We start from the raw sequence: 20,437 nt of genomic DNA on the forward strand, positions 1-20,437 counted from the left end.
GAGAGGCATCTGGGAGCGGATAACCTTCAACTCGGGGGTTCATCAGCAGTCAGGAGAGGTCCTTCATGAGCCGAGCCGAGACGGCACTGCGTCCCGTCGATCTGGCCCGCGCGGCCGGCATCTCCACCCAGCAGATCCGCAACTACGCCGACGCGGGCATCCTGCCGCCCACCCGGCGCACGCCCGCCGGATACCGCAGGTTCGGCACCCGCCACCGCGACGCCCTGCTCACCTATCGCGCGCTCGTCCCGGGCTACGGCCTCGACACCGCCCAGGCGATCATGCGGGCCGTCCACGCGGGCGACGTGCCGCTGGCGCTCGCCCTCGTCGACGCCGGGCACGCCGCACTGCACGAACAGCGGCTCTCCCTGCGGGCCGCGGGCGAGGCGCTCGAAGCCGTTGCGAAGGAGCCCCCTGACAACGCGCCGCAGACCTCCTCGCCACCGCGCCTGCGCATCGGCGAGGTGGCCGCCCGCCTCGGTGTGCGCACCTCGGCGCTGCGGGTGTGGGAGTCGGCGGGCCTCCTGGCGCCCCAGCGCGAACCGGTCACCCACTACCGCTGGTTCAGCCCGGCCGACGTACGCGACGCCCGCATCGTCAGCATCCTCCGGCAGGGCCACTACCCCCTGCCCCAGATCCAGGCCGTCCTCGACGGCCTGCGCGAGACGGGCAGCCCCGACGCGCTGCGGGCGGCCATCGCGCAGCGCCTCGCGGGCGTCGCCGCGCGCGCGACCGCCATGCTGGCGGCGTCCGGCCGACTCCATCAGTACGTCACGGACACACCGGACCAGCAGGAGGAGTGAGGAGTACGTCACTGGCGCACCGGGCGGCGGGGCGTCCGCTTGACCCCGGGAGGCGCCCCCGGACGCCGGTGCCGCGCCGGACGCCGCAGCGTGACGGCGGTGACCACGGCCCCCAACAGGACGCAGAGCGCCGCCAGTTGAAGTCCCGTGTCGTAGCCGTCGAGGAAGGCGCTGCGCGGATCGGCGCCGTCCCGCAGTGCCGTGCGTTCCGTGCGGGTCAGGACCACGCCGACCAGGACGACCCCGAACACCCCGGAGATCTCACGGGCCGCGCTGACGAGCCCCGAAGCCATGCCGGTGCGCGTCGCGGGGACGTCGGCGACGGAACGCACGGTCAGCGGAGTGGTCAGGGCGGAGCCCGCGCCGATCAGGAGCAGCCCCGGCTGCAGATCCCCGTACTGCGCGTGCAGCCCCGTCCCCGACACCCACACGAGCCCGCCCGCGACAAGGACGAGACCCCCGGCGATGGACCAGTGCGCCCCCACCGCCTTCGCCGCACGTTCGGCGAACGGCGTCGTCACGAGCAGCGCACCGGCCAGCGGCAGAAAGGCGAGACCCGCCTTGGTGGGCGAGAAGCCGAGCACGCGCTGGAGGTAGAGCGCGGTGAAGAAGAACACGCCGTTGACGCCGATGCCCCACAGCACCTGCGCCGCCGCACCGCCGCTCAATGAACGGTTGCGCAGCAGCCGCAGATCCACCAGCGGCAGAAAGGTCCGCGACTCGACGACGAGGAACGCGATCCCGGTGGCCGCCGAAAGCCAGAGGCAGAGCGGCACGGGTGGCGTGCTGAAGCTGTGCTCCCCGCCCCTGACCAGGCCGTATGTGAGGAGGAAGAGCGAGGTCGTGGACAGCGCCACGCCCGGCAGGTCCAGGAGCGGCAGCAGGCCGTGCCGTACGCGGTCGACGGCCCGCGGGACAGCGGGCACCAGGAGCAGGGCGAGGATGCCGAAGGGGACGTTGAGCAGGAACACCCAGCTCCAGTCCCACCGTTCGGTGACGAACCCGCCCACCACGGGACCGAGCGCGAGTGCGACCGCGAGCGCCGCCGTCCACAGGCCGACCGCCATGGCGCGCCTGCGGGCGGGCAGATCGGCGGCGACCACCGCGAGCGAGGCCGGGATGACGAGCGCCGCCCCCACGCCCTGCACCGTGCGCGCCGCGATGAGTGTTCCGCCGCTGTCGGCGAGGGCGGCCGCCAGCGAGGCCGCGGTGAAGATGACGATCCCCGCCGCGAGAACGACCCGTCGGCCGAGCAGATCCGTGAGCCTGCCCCCGGCCGGAAGGAGCGAGCCGAAGCTCAGTACGTAGCTGGTGGCCACCCACTCCAAGTCGGCTACCGTCAGGCCGAGTTCGCGCTGAACCGTCGGCAGGGCGACGTTGATGACGGTGTTGTCAAGCGTCGTGATGAAGCCGGCCAGGGCGAGCATCGCCAGCAGCGCGATCAGCCTGCCCCGGCCCACGTGCGGCTCCCCTCGGTCGCGATGCGGTTCCGCTGCCGGATTCTCCGGGGCCCCGACAGGTCGCCGCTGCTGCCCATGGCGCCGAATCCAGGGCCATGGCTTATCAGCCGAGTGACAGAGCGTGTCAGACGATCTGTCAGCAACCCGTCTTACTCACGGGTCACATCCGGGCGGAACCTGGTGCACCGCTCGTCCCGGTCCCCGCGCTGTCCAGATGGAGCCGCCATGTTCAGCCCGCCGTCCCCTCAGTTGCCCGAAGGTCCGCTGCTGACCGACCACTTGGCGCACTGGGCCGCGCACCGCCCGCACCAACGCGCCTTCACCTACGTGGAGTTCCCCGAGCCCTCCTCGCCCGGCCTGCATCACACCCTCGGCTGGCAGGGTCTCGACGTCCGTGCCCGCGCGACCGCCGCAAGGATCGCCGCGGTCGCGGGCCCCGGTGAGCGGGCGGCCCTGCTGCTCCCGCAGGGCCTCGACTACACGGCGGCGTTCCTCGGCTGTCTCTACGCGGGAGTGATCGCGGTACCGCTCTTCAGCCCTGAACTACCGGGCCACGAGGGCAGGTTGGCTGCCGTACTCGCCGACTGCGAGCCCGCGTGCGTACTGGCCGATGCGGGCACAGCCGCCGGGGTCGGGCGCTTCATGGCCGAGCAGGGGCTGCCGTCCGTGCCGGTGGTCCCGGTGGACCGGGCGAGCGTGGAACGGCCGGGCGTGGAACGACCGGGCGCGACGCCCGCCATCGCCCTTCCGGAACGCATCGAACCGGACGACATCGCCTACCTCCAGTACACGTCGGGCTCCACGCGCAGCCCCGCGGGCGTCGTGATCAGCCACGCCAACGTGGTGGCCAACGCCCGTCAGGCCATCGAGGCCTTCGCGGCCGACGCGGCGAGCAGCACGACGGTCGGCTGGCTGCCGCTCTTCCACGACATGGGCCTCGTCCTGAGCGTGGCAGCGCCCGTCGTCGGCGGCTTCCCCTCGGCCCTCATGGACCCGGTGGCCTTCCTGGAGCACCCGGTGCGCTGGCTGCGGCTGCTCGCCGCCTACCCCGGCACGATCAGCGCGGCCCCCAACTTCGCGTACGACTACTGCGCGAGCAGGATCGACAGGGAGGAGGCCGCCGAGCTGCGCCTCGACCGCGTCAAGGTGCTCATCAACGGCAGCGAACCCGTGCGCCCCGGCACCGTCGACCGCTTCCGCGACGCGTTCGCCGACGCGGGCCTTGCGCCCGCGGCCCACTGTCCGGCGTACGGCCTCGCCGAGGCCACCGTGTTCGTCACGACCGACACCTTCGCCGAACCCCCCACGGTCCTCGCGTGCGATCCACTGGCCCTGTCCGAAGGGCGGCTCGACGTAAGGGAGTTGACGACCCCGGAAGCGACCCACCTGGTCGCCTGCGGCACCCCGGCAGGGCAGGAGCTGCGCATCGCCGACCCGGCGACCGGCGCTGCACTGGATCCGGGCGAGGTCGGCGAGATCCAGCTGCGCGGTCCCAACATCGGCCTCTGCTACTGGAAGCGCAACGGCCTCTCCGAGGAGGTGTTCGGCTTCCGTCCACCCGATGCCACAGGCCACGACGGCGAGGCGGGATGGCTGCGCACGGGGGACCTCGGCGCGCTCCACGAAGGCCTGCTGTACATCACCGGGCGGCTCAAGGACCTGATCATCGTGGACGGCCGCAACCACTACCCCCAGGACATCGAGGAGACCGTGCAGTCGGCCGTCGACCTCGTGCGCCGCGACCGGCTCGCCGCGTTCCGCGTGCCCTGGACGGGGACGGAGAGCGACGTCCTGGTCGTGGTCGCCGAGCACCGGCGCGGTGCGCGCCCCACCGAACAGGACCTGCTCGCCGCCCTGCGCACCGCCACGGCCGCCGTCTCCGCCCGGCACGGACTGCGCCTCGCCGAACTCCTCCTCGTCCCGCCGGGCTCGCTGCCCAGGACAAGCAGCGGCAAGGTCGCCAGAGCCGCGGGCCGGGCGCGCTATCTGCTCGGCGCCTTCGGCGAGGGGGGCCGGGGCGGCGCGGAGGGCACGCGATGAGGGACGTGGGCCACGCGGAGGTCCGGGCCGCGATCGTCGAGAGCCTGAGCACCTGGTACGGCCTCACCGCCGAGGAGATCGCCGACGACCGTCCGCTGGCGGAGCTGGGGCTCACCTCCCGTGACGCGGTCGTCCTCACGGCACGCCTCGGCGAACTCGTGGGTACCCGGCTGCCCGCGACGCTGCTCTGGGAGGCGTCGACGATCGGCGCGCTCGCACAGCGGGTGGCGCGCGGCGAACCGGAGCACGGCGGTTCGCCGTCCGAGGCGGGCGTCCCCAACTCCCTTTCCGAAGCAGGCGATACGCCGGTCGCGGTCATCGGCGTCGGCTGCCGCCTGCCCGGCGGAGCCAATTCACCCGCCGCCTTCTGGCGGCTCCTGAGCGAGGGCCGCGACGCCGTGGGCGCCGTCGGCGACGACCGCTGGGCGGCCTTCGTGCGGGAGGGGAAGAGCCTGCCGGAGGACATCAGCAGGCACGGCGGGTTCCTCGGGGACGGGGGCATCGACGGCGTGGCGGGGTTCGACGCCGAGTTCTTCGGCATCGGCGCGGACGAGGCCACCGCCATGGATCCGCAGCAGCGCATGCTTCTCGAGGTGGTCCGCGAGGCCGTCGACCACGCGGCGCTGCCCGCGCCGTCCCTCGCGGGCACCCGTACCGGAGTCTTCGTGGGCATCAGCGGCAACGAATACGCCCATCTCACCACCGCGGACCCGGAGTCGATCGGCGCCTGGACCTCACCGGGCGCGGCCCTGAGCATCGCCGCGAACCGCCTCTCCTACCTCATGGACCTGCGCGGCCCGAGCATGGCGGTCGACACGGCGTGCTCCTCCTCGCTCGTCGCCGTGCACCACGCGGTCCGCAGTCTCGGGGCGGGGGAGAGCGACATGGCGCTCGCCGCCGGGGTGAACCTCCTCCTTTCCCCCGCGGTGACCCTCGGCTTCCAGCGGGCGGGCGCGCTGGCCGCCGACGGCAGGTGCAAGGCCTTCGACGCGTCCGCCGACGGCATGGTGCGCGGCGAGGGCTGCGGCGTCGTCGTCCTCAAGCGCCTCGCGGACGCGGAGCGCGACGGCGACCGCGTCCTCGCGGTCATCGAGTCCACCGCGGTCAATTCGGACGGCCGCTCGAACGGCCTCACGGCGCCGAGCGCGCAGGCCCAGCGCGCGCTCCTGGAGCAGTGCCATGCCGCCGGGCCCGAGACCGTGGACTACATCGAGGCACACGGCACGGGCACAGCCCTGGGCGACCCCATCGAGGTGTCCGCGCTCTCGTCCGCGCTCGGCGCGGGGCGTGGGCGGGCCGCGGACCAGCCGCTGCTCATCGGCTCGGTGAAGACGAACATCGGCCACCTGGAAGCGGCGGCGGGCATCGCGGGCCTCATCAAGACGGTCCTGTCCCTGCACCACGACGAGATACCGCCCCACCTGCACTTCACCGCACCGGGCCCGCACGCCGACCTCGACGCACTGGGCCTGCGCGTCGTCACGGGCCCCGAGCCGTGGCCCCGCTACTCGGGCACCGCACGGGCGGGAGTCTCGGCGTTCGGCTTCGGAGGCACGAACGCGCACGTGGTCCTTGCGGAACACCGCGTGCCGCGCGGCGCCCGCCCCACGGTCACCGGCCCCGCCGTCGCCCTGCTCGACGGGGTCACCGAGGACCGCGTACGCGCGTACGCGGGTGAGTTGGCCCAGTGGCTGACGGAACCGGACAGCCGCTCCGTCCGCCCGGCGGACCTGGCCAGGACACTGGCGGGCCGCGCGGGACGGGGCCGGCACAGGGCGGCGGTCGTCGCCCGCGACCGGGAGGAGCTGACCACGGCGCTGGACCGCCTGGCAGGGCGTGAGCCCGATGGGCGGGTGGTGGTCGGTGCGCCCGTGTCCGGGGACGGTCCCGGGGCGGTGTGGGTGTTCTCCGGGTACGGGTCGCAGTGGCCCGGAATGGGCAGCCAACTCCTCTCCGCGGAGCCGGAGTTCGCTGCCGCCGTCGACCGTCTGGAGCCGCTGCTGCACGAGCAGGCAGGTGTGTCCTTAAGGGACTGCATGGATCCTGGCGCCGATCTGACCTCGCCCGCCGTAGTCATGCCCGCCCTGTACGGGATGCAGGTCGCCCTCGCCGCGCTGTGGAAGTCGTACGGCTTCGAGCCCGCGGCCGTGATCGGCCACTCCATGGGGGAGATCGCCGCGGCCGTCGCCTGCGGCGCGCTCGACGAAGCCACCGGAGCGCGGGTCGTCGCGGTCCGTTCGCGGCTTCTCGCCGGGCTCACGGGCGGTGCCATGGCCGTGGTGGATCTCCCCGGCGAGCGCATCGCGGCCCTGGCTGCCGACTTCCGCACGCTCCAGGTCGCCGTCCACGCGTCCCCCGCGCAGAGCGTGGTCACCGGCTCCGCCGACGACGTGCGCTCACTCGTCGACCACGTCACCAAGGAGGGCGGCTTCGCCCGCTCCCTGCGCGTCACCGGCGCCGGGCACTCGCCCGATGTCGACCCGCTGCTCGCCGAGTTCGCCCGGGAGCTCGGCGCCGTGCGGCACGCGCGGCCCGGCTGCCGCCGCTACTCCACCGTCCTGGCCGATCCGCGCGACCCCGCGCCCTGCGATGCCGACTACTGGGTGGCCAATCTGCGGCGCCCCGTCCGCTTCCGGCAGGCGGTGCGTGCCGCCGCGGACGACGGCCACCGCGTGTTCGTCGAAGTGGCCCCGCATCCCACGCAGTTGCTTCCGCTGACCGAGACGCTGCGGGACGCGGACGTGGACGGCTCGCTGATTCTGCCGACCCAGCGCCGCGACACGGACGACGCGCTCACCTTCCGTACGTCCCTGGCTGCCCTGCTCGTACGAGGGGTGGGCGGGCTTCCCGAGCCCCGCCGGCTCCTGCATCCAGGGGCGCGCATCGTCGACGTCCCCGCACCGCGCTGGCGTCATCGCCGCTTCTGGGCGGGGGAGGAACCCGGCCCGCACGAGACGCCACGTCACGCCGCGGCCCCGAGCCGCGCCACGGGGCCGCTCGACCGCCTCCGCGGCTGCGTGGCCGAGGTCATGGGCTATACCCCCGACCGTATCGACGCCGACATGCCCCTCACCGACCTGGGCCTCGACTCGCTCACCGCGGCACGCATCCGGATCGCGGTGGAGCGGGAGTTCGGGGTGGAGGTGGAACCGGGGGTGCTGCTGCGGCAGGCGACGCTGAGGGGGGTCGCGGACCTGCTGCCGGAGCGGCAGTCGGCCGAGCGCTCGCGGGGCGGGGGAGCCACGTCCCACGCGGCTGCCCGCGGGGTCGAGCCGCGCCGTCCACGGCCGGGAAGGGGTGGAGCGGCGAAGGGGCCGCTTCGCGTCCTCGCCGACACGGGCGACGGAATCCCTCTCTTCCTGGCCCATGCCGCGGGCGGCACCTCGCAGGTGTACGCACGCCTCGCCGAACGCCTTTCCGGCACCCGCCCCGTCCACGGCTTCGACAGGCTGGCCGTTCCGGAGGATCTGCGGCCCCGCGCGGAGCACTTCGCGGAGCGCATCCGTGAGGAGCACCCAGGCGGCCCGTGGATCGTGGGTGGTTGGTCCTACGGCGGCCTTCTCGCCCAGGAGGCCGCGCGGCTCCTCACGCGGCACGGCACCGTCAGGGCCCTGGTCCTCCTCGACTCCGTGCTGCCCCTGCCCGCGCCCCCGGGCCTGACCCCGCTGGAGGAAGCCCACCGCCGCTACGCCGATTTCGCCGCGTACATAGCGCGCACGTACCGCACCCACCTCTCCCTGCCCTACGAGGAACTGGCGCGCAGGGACGACGCCGAGCAGATCGCCCTCGTCATGAAGCTGCTCGAGCAGGCTGTCGACCTGCCCCACGCCGTCCTCGACCATCAGCGCACCTCGGCCCTCGACCTGCGCAGCGGCGAACGCCACACGCCCGGCCCGTACGCCGGCCGGACCCTCCTCTACCGGGCCTGCGAACCGGCCCCGCACACCGTGCGCGACGCCCGCTACGAACGGGACGACGCAAGCCTCGGCTGGGACGCCCACTGCACCGACCTCACGGTCATCCCCCTGCCGGGGCACCACCTCTCCCTGCTCGACGCCCCGGTCGTGGACACGCTCGCGGAGCTCCTGACCCGCGACCTGCCCCATGCCTGACCCACCTGACCGCTGACCGTCCCTCCTGGAAGAGGACACCCCATGCCGCAGAAGCACCGCAGACCACGCAAGAAGCTGGCCGCACTCGCCGCGGTCACCGCCCTCCTCGCCACCGGCGGCGCCCTGGGCACCACCACCGCCCTGGGGGCACCCGCCGCGTCGCAGGCGGCGGCAAACGCCGCCGAAGGGCCGCGCGTCGTCGGCGAGAAGTGGCTCGACTCCCGCACCGTCGACCTCACCGTCGACTCACCCGCGGTGGGCAGACAGCTTCCCGTACGCGTCATCCTGCCGACCCGGTTCAAGGAGCGGCCTGACCGTACGTGGCCCGTGCTCTACCTCCTCCAGGGAGCCCACGACGACTACACCTCCTGGACCCGCGAGACGGACGTCGAGGAGTTCCTGGCCGACAAGGACGTCATCACCGTGATCCCGGCGTCGGGCCCCACCGGCATCCCCACCGACTGGTGGAACCACGGCAGCCCCACCGCCCCCGACTACGAGACCTTCCAGGTCGAGGAGTTGACGTCTCTCCTGCGTGACACCTACCGCGCGAACGGCACCCGCGCCGTCGCCGGAGTCTCCACCGGCGGCTACGGCGCGATGGCGTTCGCCGCACGGCACCCCGGCACCTTCGGCGCGGCGGCTTCGTACAGCGGTGTCCTGGACACGACGGCCCTCGGCATGCCGACGGTCATGAACGCCATCGTCGCCAGGGAGCTGCAGCTTCCGTCCGCCCTCTGGGGCAGTCCCTTCCTGCACCGCGAGAACTGGAACCGCCACAACCCGGCCGCCCTGGCCGAGCAGCTCGCCGGAACCCGGCTCTACGTCTCCCAGGGCAGCGGCATCCCCAGCAGCGACTTCGGCAATCTCGAAGGGGCGGTCCTCGAGGGCACGCTGTGGGGCCAAGCGCGTGGATTCGCGAGGCAGTTGGACCGCGCCGGTGTCCCGGCGACGGTCCACTTCTACCGCGGCGGCTCGCACGCCTGGCCCTCCTGGCAGCAGGAGTTCAAGGCTTCCTGGCCGACGCTGGCGGCGGGCCTTGGGCTTCCCGCGACGGCGCCCTGACGTCGGCGGCGAGGCGGGCCAGCCGCTGCTCGTCCGGCCACCGCACGGCGCTCGCCCACGAGGCCAGCTCGAAGAGGCGTATCAGCCGGGCGCTGGAGTCGAGCTGGCCGCGCAGCACGCCGTGCCGGGCGGACGTCGGGTCGGCGTGGTGGAGGTTGTGCCAGGACTCGCCGCCGGAGAACGGGGCGAGCCACCACACATTCCCGGAGCGGTCCCGGACCCGGAAGGGCCGGTCCCCGCTGATGTGACAGATCGAGTTGATCGACCAGGTGACGTGATGGAGCAGACCGATGCGCACGAGCCCGGCCCAGAAGAAGGCGGACCAGGCGGCGCCGGAGTCCCAACTCCCCTCGCCCCAGAGGCCTCCGGCCACTGCGGGCGCACCGAACGAGAACAGCACGATCAGCGGCTGCCACCGTGCCACCAGGGCCAGATCGCGGTCGGCGAGGAGGTCGGGGACGTACTTCTGCTGGTTGGTCCTGTCGTTGTTGAACGTCCAGCCGACGTGTGCCCACGCCATGCCCTTGAGCAGCGCGCGCACGGAGGTGCCGAACCGCCAGGGGGAGTGCGGGTCGCCGGGCCGGTCCGCGAACTGGTGGTGGCGCCGGTGATCGGCACACCAGGTGATCGCGTCGCCCTCGACGGCCATGGTCCCGGCCACCGCGAGGGCGATCTTCAGGGGGCGGGCGGCCTTGAACGCCTTGTGCGTGAACAGGCGGTGGTAGCCGATGGTGATGCCGTGCACGGCGACGGCGTACATCACCGCGCCGATCACCAGATCGTGCCAGGTGACGCCCCAGCCCCACAGCACGGTGCTCTCTTCTGCCATGGGTTCTCTCACCTACTCGGAAAGTGATGAACAGACCTTGCCCCATTGGACAGTTGTGCCGAAGGAGGAACGTCATGGATGTGCTCGCAGAGGCAGTTGTCGCGGGAGCCGGAGCGGACGAACTGCGCCGGCTTCCCTTACCCGATGAATTCACCGCCGCGCATCTGCGGAGGGAGGATGTGGAGAGTTTTGTGGGGGTGGTGGACAAAGACGTCCGAAAAACACTCCACGTGGGTTCCGTGCCGATGCCGGAACTCGCCCCGGACGAAGTCCTGGTGGCCGTGATGGCGAGCGGGATAAATTACAACACGGTGTGGTCGGCGATGTTCGAGCCGATATCCACGTTCTCCTTTCTGCGGCACTTCGGCGCGAAAGGCGGCTGGGCCGCGCGGCACGATCAGCCGTATCACGTGGTCGGTTCGGACGCGGCGGGCGTCGTCGTCCGTACGGGCGCCGGGGTGCGCCGCTGGAGCATCGGCGACGAGGTCGTGGTCACCCCCGCCTACGTCGACGACGAGGAACCGGCGACCCACGCCGACGGCATGCTCGGCGACTCCCAGCTTGCCTGGGGCTTCGAGACCAACTTCGGCGGCCTCGCCCACTACTGCGTGGCCCGCGCCAATCAACTCCTCCCCAAATCAGACCAGTTGACCTGGGAGGAAGCGGCCGGCAACCCACTGTGCGCGGGTACCGCCTACCGCATGCTGGTCAGCGACCGCGGCGCGCGGATGACGCAGGGCGACATCGTGCTGATCTGGGGCGCGGCGGGCGGCCTCGGCGCGTACGCCGCGCAGCTCGTACGCAACGGCGGCGGCATCGCGGTGGGCGTGGTCGGCACTGAGGAGAAGGCGGAGCGCGCCCGTGCCTTCGGCTGCCACGCGGTCATCAACCGCGCCGAGATCGGCCTGACCGGCAGCGCTCCGGCCGACCCGGCGGCGGTCGGCAAGAAGCTGGGCAAGCGGATCCGTGCCGCGGTGGGGGAGGACCCGCACATTGTGTTCGAGCACGTCGGCCGGGCGACCTTCGGGGTCTCCGTCTTCGTGGTCCGCCGGGGCGGCACCGTCGTCACCTGCGGATCGAGCACCGGCTATCTCCACGAGTTCGACAACCGCTACCTCTGGATGCGCCTCAAGCGCGTCATCGGCAGCCACGGAGCCAACCTCCAGGAACAAGCCGCGGTGGCCCGCCTCCTGGACCTCGGCCACATCCGGCCCGCCCTGTCGGTGACGTACGACCTCCAGGACACCGCCGAAGCCGCCCGCCTCGTCCAGTCCAACCGGCACACGGGCAAGGTCGGCGTACTGGCGCTCGCGCCACGGACCGGTCTTGGGAAGCGGGGTGCGGTGTTGAGTCATTGACCGGGAACACGGCACGGCTCAGCGGACCGTCACATTGACGACGGGCGAGATGGCGCCGCCGCCCACGATGCGCAGGGCGTTGCGGCCCTTGAGGCCGAGCTTGACCCGCATGTTGTACGTCGCGGAGCGCGTGGTGTTCACCGACGCGGGCAGCGACACCCACCGCTTGCCCTGCTTCTGCTGGAGCGTGACGCGCGTGCCGGTCCGCATGTGGTGGCTGACCCCGTACATGCGGAACTGCTGCCAGGCGCGCACGCTGCTCACGGTCGCCTTCGCCGTCAGCGTCGGCCGCGGGGCCGCGGTCGCGGCTGCCCCGGGTGCGTGCGGGGCGTGCGGGCTCACGGCGGCGGCGCCGGTCGCCGTGGGGCCCGTCAGAACGGCGACGGCCGCGATTCCCGCCACGGACACGTACGTCAGCTTCCACCGATTCATGGTCAACTCCTCGTCTCCATCTCTCTGTTGATTTCTCGCTTGGTCGCTTTGCCGAGAAAGTTCTGCCAGCCGCCGTCGGGGCGCTGCCCCACCTGGAGTCCGCGCAGCCTGGCGAGGACGGCCGGGTCCTGGACGTCGAGCCAGTCGACGAACTGCCGGAAGGAGACCAGGCGCACGTCCTTCTTCCCGGCCATTCCTTTGAGGGCCTCCTCGACGGCATCCATGTAGATGCCGCCGTTCCACTCCTCGAAGTGGTTGCCGATGAAGAAGGGGGCACGGTTCGTCTCGTACGCACGGCGGAATCCGGCGAGGTACGACTGCGTCGCCTGGGTGCGCCAGCCGGGATAGTTGTACGAGGGTGCCCGCGTCGAATTCTTCGACTGGTTGGCCAGGACGTTGTAGTCCATGGACAGGACCTCGAAACGGTGTCCGGGGAACGGGATCTGCTGGAGTGGCAGATCCCAGACCCCCAGGCGCTTCTCCGGCCACCGCTGCGATCCGCCGGGCGACGAGGAGTCGTAGCGCCAGCCCCGTTCGCGGGCGACGGGCAGCAGATTGTTCCGGCCGAGGAGGCAGGGAGTGCGGCCGCCGACGAGTTCTTTGTCGTAGTCGAAGGGAAGCGACGGAAGATCGGTCCAGCCGGTGTTCGTCCGCCACTCCTTGACGAAGGAGGCGGCCTGGTCGATTTCGCTCTGCCAGTGTGCGGGCGTCCAGTGGGCGACGCTTCCGGTGCCGGTGCAGAAGTGTCCGTTGAAGTGCGTGCCGATCTCATGGCCTTCGAGCCAGGCCTGGCGGACGTACTTCAGTGTCTCCTTGATGTGGCCGTCGGTGAGATAGCCGATGTCGGAGGCGCCGACCGCGTTGTTCGGCGGTCGGTAGAGCCGCTTCTTGGACTCCGGCAGGAGGTAGAGCCCGGAGAGGAAGAACGTCATCTTCGCGTCGTGGTCCTCGGCCAGCTTCAGGAAACGCGGGAAGAGGCCGTTGCCGACCTCGCCCGCACCGTCCCAGGAGAAGATCACGAACTGCGGGGGCGTCTCACCCGGCTCCAGGGGGACAGGGGTGACCGGCTGATGCGGCTGCTTGCCCGTGTACGAGGTCGAGCCGTCACCGATCAGCTTCGCCGGAGGCTGCTTCTGCTGCGCGCCGTGCTGGCCGCCCTCTCCTTCGCGCCCATGTCCCTGCGTCCGTCCGGACGGCGACGAGGACGGCGACGGCGACGCCGCACCCTTGGATCCCCGCTCCTTCGCACCGCACCCGGCGAGGCCCACGCCCGCTGTCACCGCAAGTCCCAGACTCAGCGCGTGCCTTCGGCCGACCGAGCGCATAGTCACTCCGTTCACTCGCTTCCTGATCGAACTATGTGTAGACCGCAGGAAGATGAACGAACCGTATGTTCTTATGTCTTTTACGGGATTTGACCCAAAAGGTGCATTTGCCGTGAGGTGATGGCCCATCAGTGGGCAGCGGGGAGGCCATCAGTGGCCGGTCGCCCGCGCCTCAAGCCCCCGGTGGATCCCACCCGCACGGCGGGACCCACGCGACACCGCCGAGCGCGGGACCGCGTTCGATCGCGGCGATCAGCTGGTGGACCGGATGGACCGAGGCGGCACCGAGCGGCCCGGTCACGGAGAGGACCCCGGCCAGAGCCTTGTGCGCCCGGCGCCAGGCGCGGCTGTGGCGGCCGCGCAGATGCTCGACGAGGGCGTGGGCGTACTGCGTCATGGAGCGCGTCCATATGTCATGCCGCGTCTGCGTTCCGGCCGACGCGCGGCGGACACTGCGCAGCGCGTCGGCCGGGGAGACGAGCGCCTGGGCCACGGCGAGCCCGGCCCAGCTGACCGCGGCGGGCGGGCCGTGGTCAGCATGGTCGGGAACGGTGTGGGCGGCCTCCCGCAGATGCTCGATGGCACGTTCCGTCTCGCCGTTGCGCAGCGCGATGACGCCTTGCACGTGCGCGACCCGGCCGATGGTGGCGTCGTCCCCGGCGAGGACCGCGACGCGCCAGGCCTGGCCGAGGAGTTCCTCGGCCTCGGGCGCGCCGGTGCAGGCCGAGAGCCAGCCGGCCAGCCAGAGGGCCTGCCCGCAACCGGCGGTGTCGGCGCGTCCGAGGGGCAGCAGCCGCCGCAGATGCTCGCGCCCCTCGGTGGCGTGGCCGCACACGGCCCACCAGAACCAGAGGTCCACCACCATGCCGAGGGCGGTCGCGTTCTCGTCGGCGTTGTCCGGGTCCCGTTCGAGCGCGGCCCGCAGATCGGGCTCCTCGTCGCGCACCAGCAGGGTCGCCTGCTCGTGCCGGCCGGTGCTCCACAACTGGTGTGCTTTCGAGGCGACGGCGCGGTACCAGGCGAGGTGGCGGGTGGCCGCCGCCGCGGACTCGCCGGCGGATTCGAGGCGTTCGGCACCGAACCCGCGGGCCGCGGCAGGCAGCCGATAGCGGGGTTGCAGCACGCCCCCGGGATCACGCACCGGTTCGAGCACCGAGGCCAGGACGAGCCGCGCGAGACAGGACGCGACGCGCGCCGGGTCGAGCCCGCCGCCCGCGCACACATATACGGCGGCGTCCTCGTCGAACTCGCCCGCGAAGACACTGAGCCGAGCCCAGACGCTGCGCTCGGCCTCCCCGCACAGCGCGTAGCTGGCGCCCACCGCGGCCCGCAGCGACCGATGCCGCCGCAGAGGCGCTTCGGGTCTGCCGAGCCATCCCTGGGCCGGGCGAAGCATCCGCGCGAGCTGTGCGGGCGGGTGCAGGGCGGTCTGCGCCGCCGCGAGCTCCAGCGCGAGCGGTACGCCCTCCAGCTGGGCGCAGATGTCGCTGACCGCGCGCAGTTCGGCTTCGTCGGGCAGGGAGTCGGGCAGGGAAGGGGCGTGCGCGGAGCCCCGGGCGCTCGGCTCGGGGTCCGCTTCCGTCCCGCGCCCGAGGCCGCGCGCCCGCTCCATGAACAGCCGCACCGCGGGCCCCGGTTCCTCCTGCGCCCCCGGCGAGCTGACCGGGAGCGGCCCGAGATGCAGCACCAACTCCTGGCCGAGGCCGAGGGGTTGCCGTCCGGTGGCGAGAATGCGGACGCCCGGGGCGCGCTGCAGCAGCGACTGCACCATGCGCACGCACTCCTCACGTACGGGGTCGAAGTCGTCGAGGACGACCAGCACGCGCCGCGTCCGGAGCCGCGCGATGAGCTCCCGCTCGCCGAAGCGGCCTTGCTCGACCGGGCCCTGCCCGGGTCCGGCCGCGTGCGGTTCCTGCTCGCCATCGCCCTCCTGGCCTCCGTCTTCCTGGCCCCCGTTTTCGTGGCCCCCGTCCTCCTCGCCGCCGGACTCGCCGTCCATGGCCTCGACCACCGCCCGCGCCACCGACTGCCCCCGCGCAAGGCCGCCGTCCCACCAGCGCACGATCACCACGCCGTCCGTGAGCTGACTGCCCACCGCCGCCGCGGCGTGCGCCGCCAGGGTGCTCTTGCCGACGCCCGCACCGCCCGCCACCGTCACCAGCCTGCTCTGGGCCAGCAGGCGGCGGAGCCCCGACAGCTCATCGGCCCGGCCCACCAGGCCACCCCCGCGCCCACGCACTCGCCCCGTCATCCCCTTCACGCTCGGGCCCTTCCATGCCGCGAGCCCTGCCGCCCGCCTCTCGCCACACTCGTCGTGCAGAATCGTCACTGCTACGCATTCGACAGATCCTCTAACTCCGTGTCCCGATCTGGGTTACGGGGCGAAGCACCGGGCGGCCTGTCAGGCAGATCACCCGTTGCCGGCGTCCTGCCTGACGTGACCAAGAACGAGCCGGATCAGCCGGCCGAGCCGACCCTGTCGGCCCACGAGAGCACCGCGCCACAGGGACCGGCGCAGGAGCGGCTCTCCGCCGCGGAGACCTGGCGGGCGCTGTATCGCTACTTCCGCCCGCACCGCTGGTTCGTCGCGCTCGGCGCCCTGTGCACGCTGATCGGTGCGGCGACCGGTCTCGCCCAGCCCCTCGCCGCGAAAGCCCTGGTGGACCGGCTCGGCAGCGACGACTCGATCGCCGGGATCATCCTCCTGCTCACCGCACTGGTGGTGATCGGCACCGTCATCGAGTCCTTCGGTGCCTACGTCCTCGAACGCACCGCGGAATCCGTGGTGCTCGCGGCCCGGCGCACCCTCATCGGGCGGCTGCTGCGGCTGCGCCTGCCGGAGGTGGAGCGCACCCAGCCCGGCGACCTGATGTCCCGGATCACCTCGGACACGACCCTGCTGCGGGCGGTCACCACGCAGTCCGTGGTGTCCGCCGTCGCGGGCGGGCTCACCTTCATCGCGACGATCGTGATGATGGGCCTCATGGACGTCGTCCTGCTCGGCGTCACCCTCGGCGTGATCGTGCTCATCGGCGGGGCGGTGGCCCTGGTGATGCCGAAGATCGCACGGTCGACGGAGCGCGCCCAGGAAGCGGTCGGCACCATCTCGACCGCGCTGGAGCGGGCGTTCGGCGCGTTCCGCACGCTCAAGGCATCGGGCGCCGAGGAGCGCGAGACCGCCGCCGTGCAAGGCGCCGCGCAGGAGGCCTGGCGGCACGGGGTGCGGTCGGCCAAGTGGCAGGCGGTGGCGTGGAGTTCGGTCGGCTTCGCCGTGCAGGTCTCGTTCCTCGCGGTCCTGGGCATCGGTGGCGCACGCGTCGCGTCCGGCGCGATCTCGGTCTCGACGCTCGTGGCCTTCCTGCTCTTCCTCTTCTATCTGATCGACCCCGTGTCCCGGCTGGTCGAGGGCGTCTCGCAGTACCAGGTCGGCTCGGCGGCCATCGCGCGGATCGTACGGGCCGAACGCCTGGAGACGGAGGACGTCACAGAACCCAGCGAGCCCACAGGGCAGCACGGCCCCGCCGCCGTCGCCTTCGAGGACGTCACCTTCCGCTACCGGGACGGCCTTCCGTACGTCCACCACGGCGTGAGCTTCGACATTCCCGGGCCCGGCATGACCGCCTTCGTCGGCCCTTCGGGCGCGGGCAAGACCACCGTCTTCGGCCTCCTGGAGCGCTTCTACGACGCGACGGGCGGCCGTGTCCTCGTCGACGGCCGTGACGTGCACGAGTGGCCGCTCGCCGAACTCCGCGCCGTCATCGGGTACGTGGAGCAGGACGCGCCCGTCCTGGCCGGCACCCTGCGCGAGAACCTCCTCTTCGGCGCGCCCGGCGCGACCGGCGACGAGATCCAGGACGTGCTCGTGCGCGCCCGCCTCGACACCCTCGTCGAACGGCTGCCGGACGGCCTGGAGACGCTGGTCGGACACCGCGGCTCCCAGCTGTCCGGCGGCGAACGCCAGCGCGTGGCCATCGCCAGGGCGCTGCTGCGCAAGCCACGCCTCCTGCTCCTCGACGAGGCGACCTCGCAGCTCGACGCGGTGAACGAACTGGCCCTGCGCGATGTCGTCGCCGAGGTCTCCCGGGAGGTGACGGTCCTCGTGGTGGCGCACCGCCTCTCGACGGTGACGCTGGCCGACCGGATCGTGGTGATGGACGCGGGGCGGGTCCGCGCGTCCGGCACCCATGAGGAGCTGGTCGCGGCCGATCCCCTGTACGGAGAGCTGGCGGCGACCCAGTTCCTGGCGACGACGGCATGATCGCCCGGGTCCGCCGATAACCACTGGTCCCGCGCGGGGGGTTCCCGGTTGGATGGCGGCCATGACCAGCGGACGCAGACGAGCGGCACTGTTCGTGGACGAAGAGCGGGACAGCCGGCTCGACGCACGGACCACCGGCGAAGAGCGGCACATGCTCGCCGACTTCCTCGCCGCCCAGCGCGCGACGCTGGAGCTGAAGTGCGCGGGCCTGGAGGCCGAGTTGGCCCTGCGATCCGTCGAGCCGTCCACGCTCTCGCTGCTCGGTCTCGTCCGGCACCTCGCCGATGTGGAGCGCCGCTGGTTCCGGCGCGTGCTGGCCGGTCAGGACGTGCCGCTCCTCTTCGGTACGGACACGCACCCCGACCACGACTTCGACGGCGCCGTACCCGAACCCGCCGTGATAGCTGCCGCATGGGAGGCCTGGCGCGCCGAGGCGGCCTTCGCCGACCGCTTCGTCATGGAGGCGCCCGACCTCGACATCGAGGGCCACGACGGGTGGCGCGGAACGGTGTCGCTGCGCTGGGTGCTCATCCAGATGGTCGAGGAGTACGCCCGGCACAACGGCCACGCCGACCTGCTCCGCGAGCGGATCGACGGCGCGATCGGCGTGTAGCGGTGTCGTGCGGCGGTGACGTGCAGCGGTGGGCTGGCTGCGCCCGCTCTCGCGGCGACGGCGATGATCTCTCCATGAGTCCGATAGAGATCATGTTGATGTCCGACCCGAAGGTGGCCGCCGTACCGGTGCGGGAGTGCGGGGAGCCCCTCGTGGACGTACGCCACGACGGCGCGCTCCTGGTGGACACCCGTGCCCAGGACACCGATGACGCCTTCGCCCGGCTGCGCGAAGGCGTCCTTGCCCGCCTCCTGCACGCCCAGGGGCTGTTGCCCGGCGGACTGCGCCTGCTGTTCGTCGAGGGCTACCGCCCTCCGTGGCTGCAGCGCAGCTATTTCGAGGAGTATGAGGGCCACCTCCGGGCCCTGCACCCCACGTGGGACGCCGAGCGCCTCCACGCGGCGGCGAGCCGCTATGTCTCCCCGCCCCGGATCGCACCGCACAGCGAGGGTTCCGCCGTGGACCTCACTCTCGCCGACGCCGACGGCCGCGAACTCGACCTGGGCACCCGGATGAACGCGGACCCGGAGGAGAGCGAGGGCGCCTGCTACACCGATGCCGACAACATCACCCCCGGAGCCCGCCGCAACCGCGAGATCCTCGGCACGGCCCTGCGGAACGAGGGACTCGTCAACTACCCCACCGAGTGGTGGCATTGGTCCTACGGCGACCGCTACTGGGCCCTGGCCACGGGCGCGCCGCACGCTCTGTACGGGGCGATGGAACTGAGCCGTCCCTAGCGCCGGATCAGGCAGGCCTACCGCGCGGGCAGCAGCCGGTCGACGAGGTCGTGCCACCCGGCGTCCACGCGGTCGAGCGGCATGCCGAGCCCGACGGTCAGGTGGTGGACCAGGACGCTGTCGATGGAGCCGAGCAGGGCGTGCGCGAGCAGTTCGGTGTCGCCGGCCGCGCCCGCCTGCCGCAGCAGCATCGTCACGTGCGTGAGGCGCAGCCGGTTCGCCGGTACGGCGTAGGTGCGCAGCGGGTCGGTCCGTGAGGCCAGGATCAGTTCGTGGTGGTCGCGCTCGTGGCGGACGAGGGCGGGACCGAACGCGTGCAGGCGCTCCAGGGGCGGGGCGTCGGGGCCCAGCGGGGCCGGGCCCGAGAGGAAGGCGGCCTGGAGCTGCTGCTCACGGTGGTCGAGCAGGGCGACGAGGAGCCCGGTGCGGTCGCCGAAGCGCCGGAAGACGGTGCCTTTGCCGACTCCGGCCGCCGTGGCCACCGCATCCATGGTCAGCTGCGCGGCCCCGCATCCGGCCATCAGCTCTGAGGCGGCCTCCAGCAGGCGCGTGCGGTTGCGCGCCGCGTCGGCCCTGAGCGACGGCGGTTCGCCGACCGGTGTGAGGGCGAGCTCCCTCGCCCCGCCCGGGGCGTCGGGCGAGGGAAGGGGCGGGAGAGCGGAGCCGGTCATGGATCCAGCGTAGCGCCCCGAGCGGATAAGTGGACCGCGGTCCGGATAGGTGGTACAACTTTAAACGGACCTCGGTCCGCTTGCTTCTTTTCCGTATATGAGTTCTCGTCCGCACGTCTTTCAGGAGTTACGCCATGTCTGTACGCATCCTCGCCCTCGTCGGCAGCCTCCGCGCCGGATCCCACAACCGTCAGCTCGCCGAGGCCGCGGCCAAGCACGCGCCCGCGGGCGTGGACGTCGAGCTGTTCGAGGGTCTTGCGGACGTGCCCTTCTACAACGAGGACATCGACGTCGAGGGCAGCGTCCCGGCCGCCGCGGCCCGCCTGCGCGAGGTGGCCGGCGGCACCGACGCTTTCCTCCTCTTCTCGCCCGAGTACAACGGCACCATGCCCGCCGTCCTGAAGAACGCGATCGACTGGCTGTCCCGCCCGTACGGCGCCGGTGCGCTCTCCGGCAAGCCGGTCGCCGTCGTCGGCACCGCGTTCGGCCAGTACGGCGGCGTGTGGGCGCAGGACGAGGCCCGCAAGGCCGCGGGCATCGCCGGTGGCGCGGTCATCGAGGACGCCAAGCTGTCCATCCCCGCCTCCCTGACGCGCTTCGCCGAGACCCACCCGGCCGACGACACCGAGGTGGCCACGGCCCTCACCGAGGTCGTCGCCCGCCTCACCGAGCAGGCCGCGCCCGCCGCTGCCTGACGCTTCCACAGGGCCGGGCCGGGCTCGGTCCCGTAC

The 20,437-nt window shown here is 72.3% G+C and carries 15 protein-coding genes; 9 read left to right on the forward strand and 6 right to left on the reverse strand.

The features are described from left to right. The first annotated feature begins 65 nt into the window (after positions 1–65). The gene (locus tag M4V62_RS38660) at positions 66–803 is read left to right on the forward strand and encodes a MerR family transcriptional regulator (protein ID WP_249591855.1); all 738 of its coding nucleotides are present in this window, start codon (positions 66–68) and stop codon (positions 801–803) included. Positions 804–811: 8 nt separating this feature from the next. Here M4V62_RS38660 and M4V62_RS38665 read toward each other — a convergent pair whose 3' ends face one another. After that, positions 812–2,263, reverse strand: a complete 1,452-nt coding sequence (locus tag M4V62_RS38665; RefSeq protein ID WP_249591856.1) for an MFS transporter — start codon at positions 2,261–2,263, stop codon at positions 812–814. Between the two features lie 225 nt (positions 2,264–2,488). On the opposite strand from M4V62_RS38665, the gene M4V62_RS38670 reads away from it, so the two are divergent. The 3 genes from M4V62_RS38670 to M4V62_RS38680 are packed head-to-tail and all read left to right on the forward strand — an operon-like array spanning position 2,489 to position 9,480. Beyond that, entirely contained in the window at positions 2,489–4,303 is a 1,815-nt protein-coding gene (locus M4V62_RS38670) for a fatty acyl-AMP ligase (protein ID WP_249591857.1), read from the forward strand. Further along, positions 4,300–8,415 carry a type I polyketide synthase gene (locus M4V62_RS38675; RefSeq protein WP_249591858.1) on the forward strand — a complete coding sequence of 1,372 codons (4,116 nt, stop codon included), beginning with the start codon at positions 4,300–4,302 and terminating at the stop codon, positions 8,413–8,415. Before M4V62_RS38670 ends, M4V62_RS38675 begins: the two co-directional genes overlap by 4 nt. 42 nt (positions 8,416–8,457) lie before the next feature. Continuing rightward, a complete protein-coding gene (locus tag M4V62_RS38680; RefSeq protein WP_249591859.1) occupies positions 8,458–9,480 on the forward strand; it encodes an alpha/beta hydrolase in 1,023 nt (340 codons plus the stop codon). Here M4V62_RS38680 and M4V62_RS38685 read toward each other — a convergent pair. After that, positions 9,422–10,309: an acyl-CoA desaturase gene (locus tag M4V62_RS38685; RefSeq protein WP_249591860.1), complete on the reverse strand. Its 888-nt coding sequence runs from the start codon at positions 10,307–10,309 to the stop codon at positions 9,422–9,424. The two genes, M4V62_RS38680 and M4V62_RS38685, sit on opposite strands and share 59 nt — an antisense overlap. Before the next feature lie 74 nt (positions 10,310–10,383). On the opposite strand from M4V62_RS38685, the gene ccrA reads away from it, so the two are divergent. Then, positions 10,384–11,667: a crotonyl-CoA carboxylase/reductase gene (gene ccrA, locus M4V62_RS38690; protein WP_249591861.1), complete on the forward strand. Its 1,284-nt coding sequence runs from the start codon at positions 10,384–10,386 to the stop codon at positions 11,665–11,667. 18 nt (positions 11,668–11,685) lie between these two features. On the opposite strand, the gene M4V62_RS38695 is transcribed toward ccrA, so the two are convergent. The 3 genes from M4V62_RS38695 to M4V62_RS38705 all read right to left on the reverse strand — a co-directional run bounded on the left by M4V62_RS38695 (position 11,686) and on the right by M4V62_RS38705 (position 15,675). Beyond that, positions 11,686–12,099, reverse strand: a complete 414-nt coding sequence (locus tag M4V62_RS38695) for a hypothetical protein (RefSeq protein ID WP_249591862.1) — start codon at positions 12,097–12,099, stop codon at positions 11,686–11,688. Between the two features lie 2 nt (positions 12,100–12,101). After that, entirely contained in the window at positions 12,102–13,424 is a 1,323-nt protein-coding gene (locus M4V62_RS38700) for a polysaccharide deacetylase family protein (RefSeq protein WP_249591863.1), read from the reverse strand. Between the two features lie 172 nt (positions 13,425–13,596). After that, on the reverse strand, positions 13,597–15,675 hold the full coding sequence (locus tag M4V62_RS38705) for an ATP-binding protein (protein ID WP_249591864.1): 2,079 nt from the start codon (positions 15,673–15,675) through the stop codon (positions 13,597–13,599). Between the two features lie 225 nt (positions 15,676–15,900). Between M4V62_RS38705 and M4V62_RS38710 the strand changes: the two genes are divergently transcribed. The 3 genes from M4V62_RS38710 (at position 15,901) to M4V62_RS38720 (ending at position 19,035) form a co-directional block, all read left to right on the forward strand. Continuing rightward, a complete protein-coding gene (locus M4V62_RS38710; RefSeq protein WP_249593186.1) occupies positions 15,901–17,682 on the forward strand; it encodes an ABC transporter ATP-binding protein in 1,782 nt (593 codons plus the stop codon). 61 nt (positions 17,683–17,743) lie between these two features. Further along, entirely contained in the window at positions 17,744–18,295 is a 552-nt protein-coding gene (locus tag M4V62_RS38715) for a DinB family protein (RefSeq protein WP_249591865.1), read from the forward strand. A gap of 74 nt (positions 18,296–18,369) precedes the next feature. Next, entirely contained in the window at positions 18,370–19,035 is a 666-nt protein-coding gene (locus tag M4V62_RS38720; protein WP_249591866.1) for a M15 family metallopeptidase, read from the forward strand. Between the two features lie 17 nt (positions 19,036–19,052). Here M4V62_RS38720 and M4V62_RS38725 read toward each other — a convergent pair whose 3' ends face one another. Beyond that, positions 19,053–19,706: a TetR/AcrR family transcriptional regulator gene (locus M4V62_RS38725; protein ID WP_249591867.1), complete on the reverse strand. Its 654-nt coding sequence runs from the start codon at positions 19,704–19,706 to the stop codon at positions 19,053–19,055. A 134-nt stretch (positions 19,707–19,840) separates the two neighbouring features. Between M4V62_RS38725 and M4V62_RS38730 the strand changes: the two genes are divergently transcribed. Further along, positions 19,841–20,401, forward strand: a complete 561-nt coding sequence (locus tag M4V62_RS38730) for an NAD(P)H-dependent oxidoreductase (RefSeq protein WP_249591868.1) — start codon at positions 19,841–19,843, stop codon at positions 20,399–20,401. The last annotated feature ends 36 nt before the right edge of the window (positions 20,402–20,437 follow it).

It is taken from the genome of Streptomyces durmitorensis (assembly GCF_023498005.1).
Lineage (GTDB): Bacteria > Actinomycetota > Actinomycetes > Streptomycetales > Streptomycetaceae > Streptomyces > Streptomyces durmitorensis.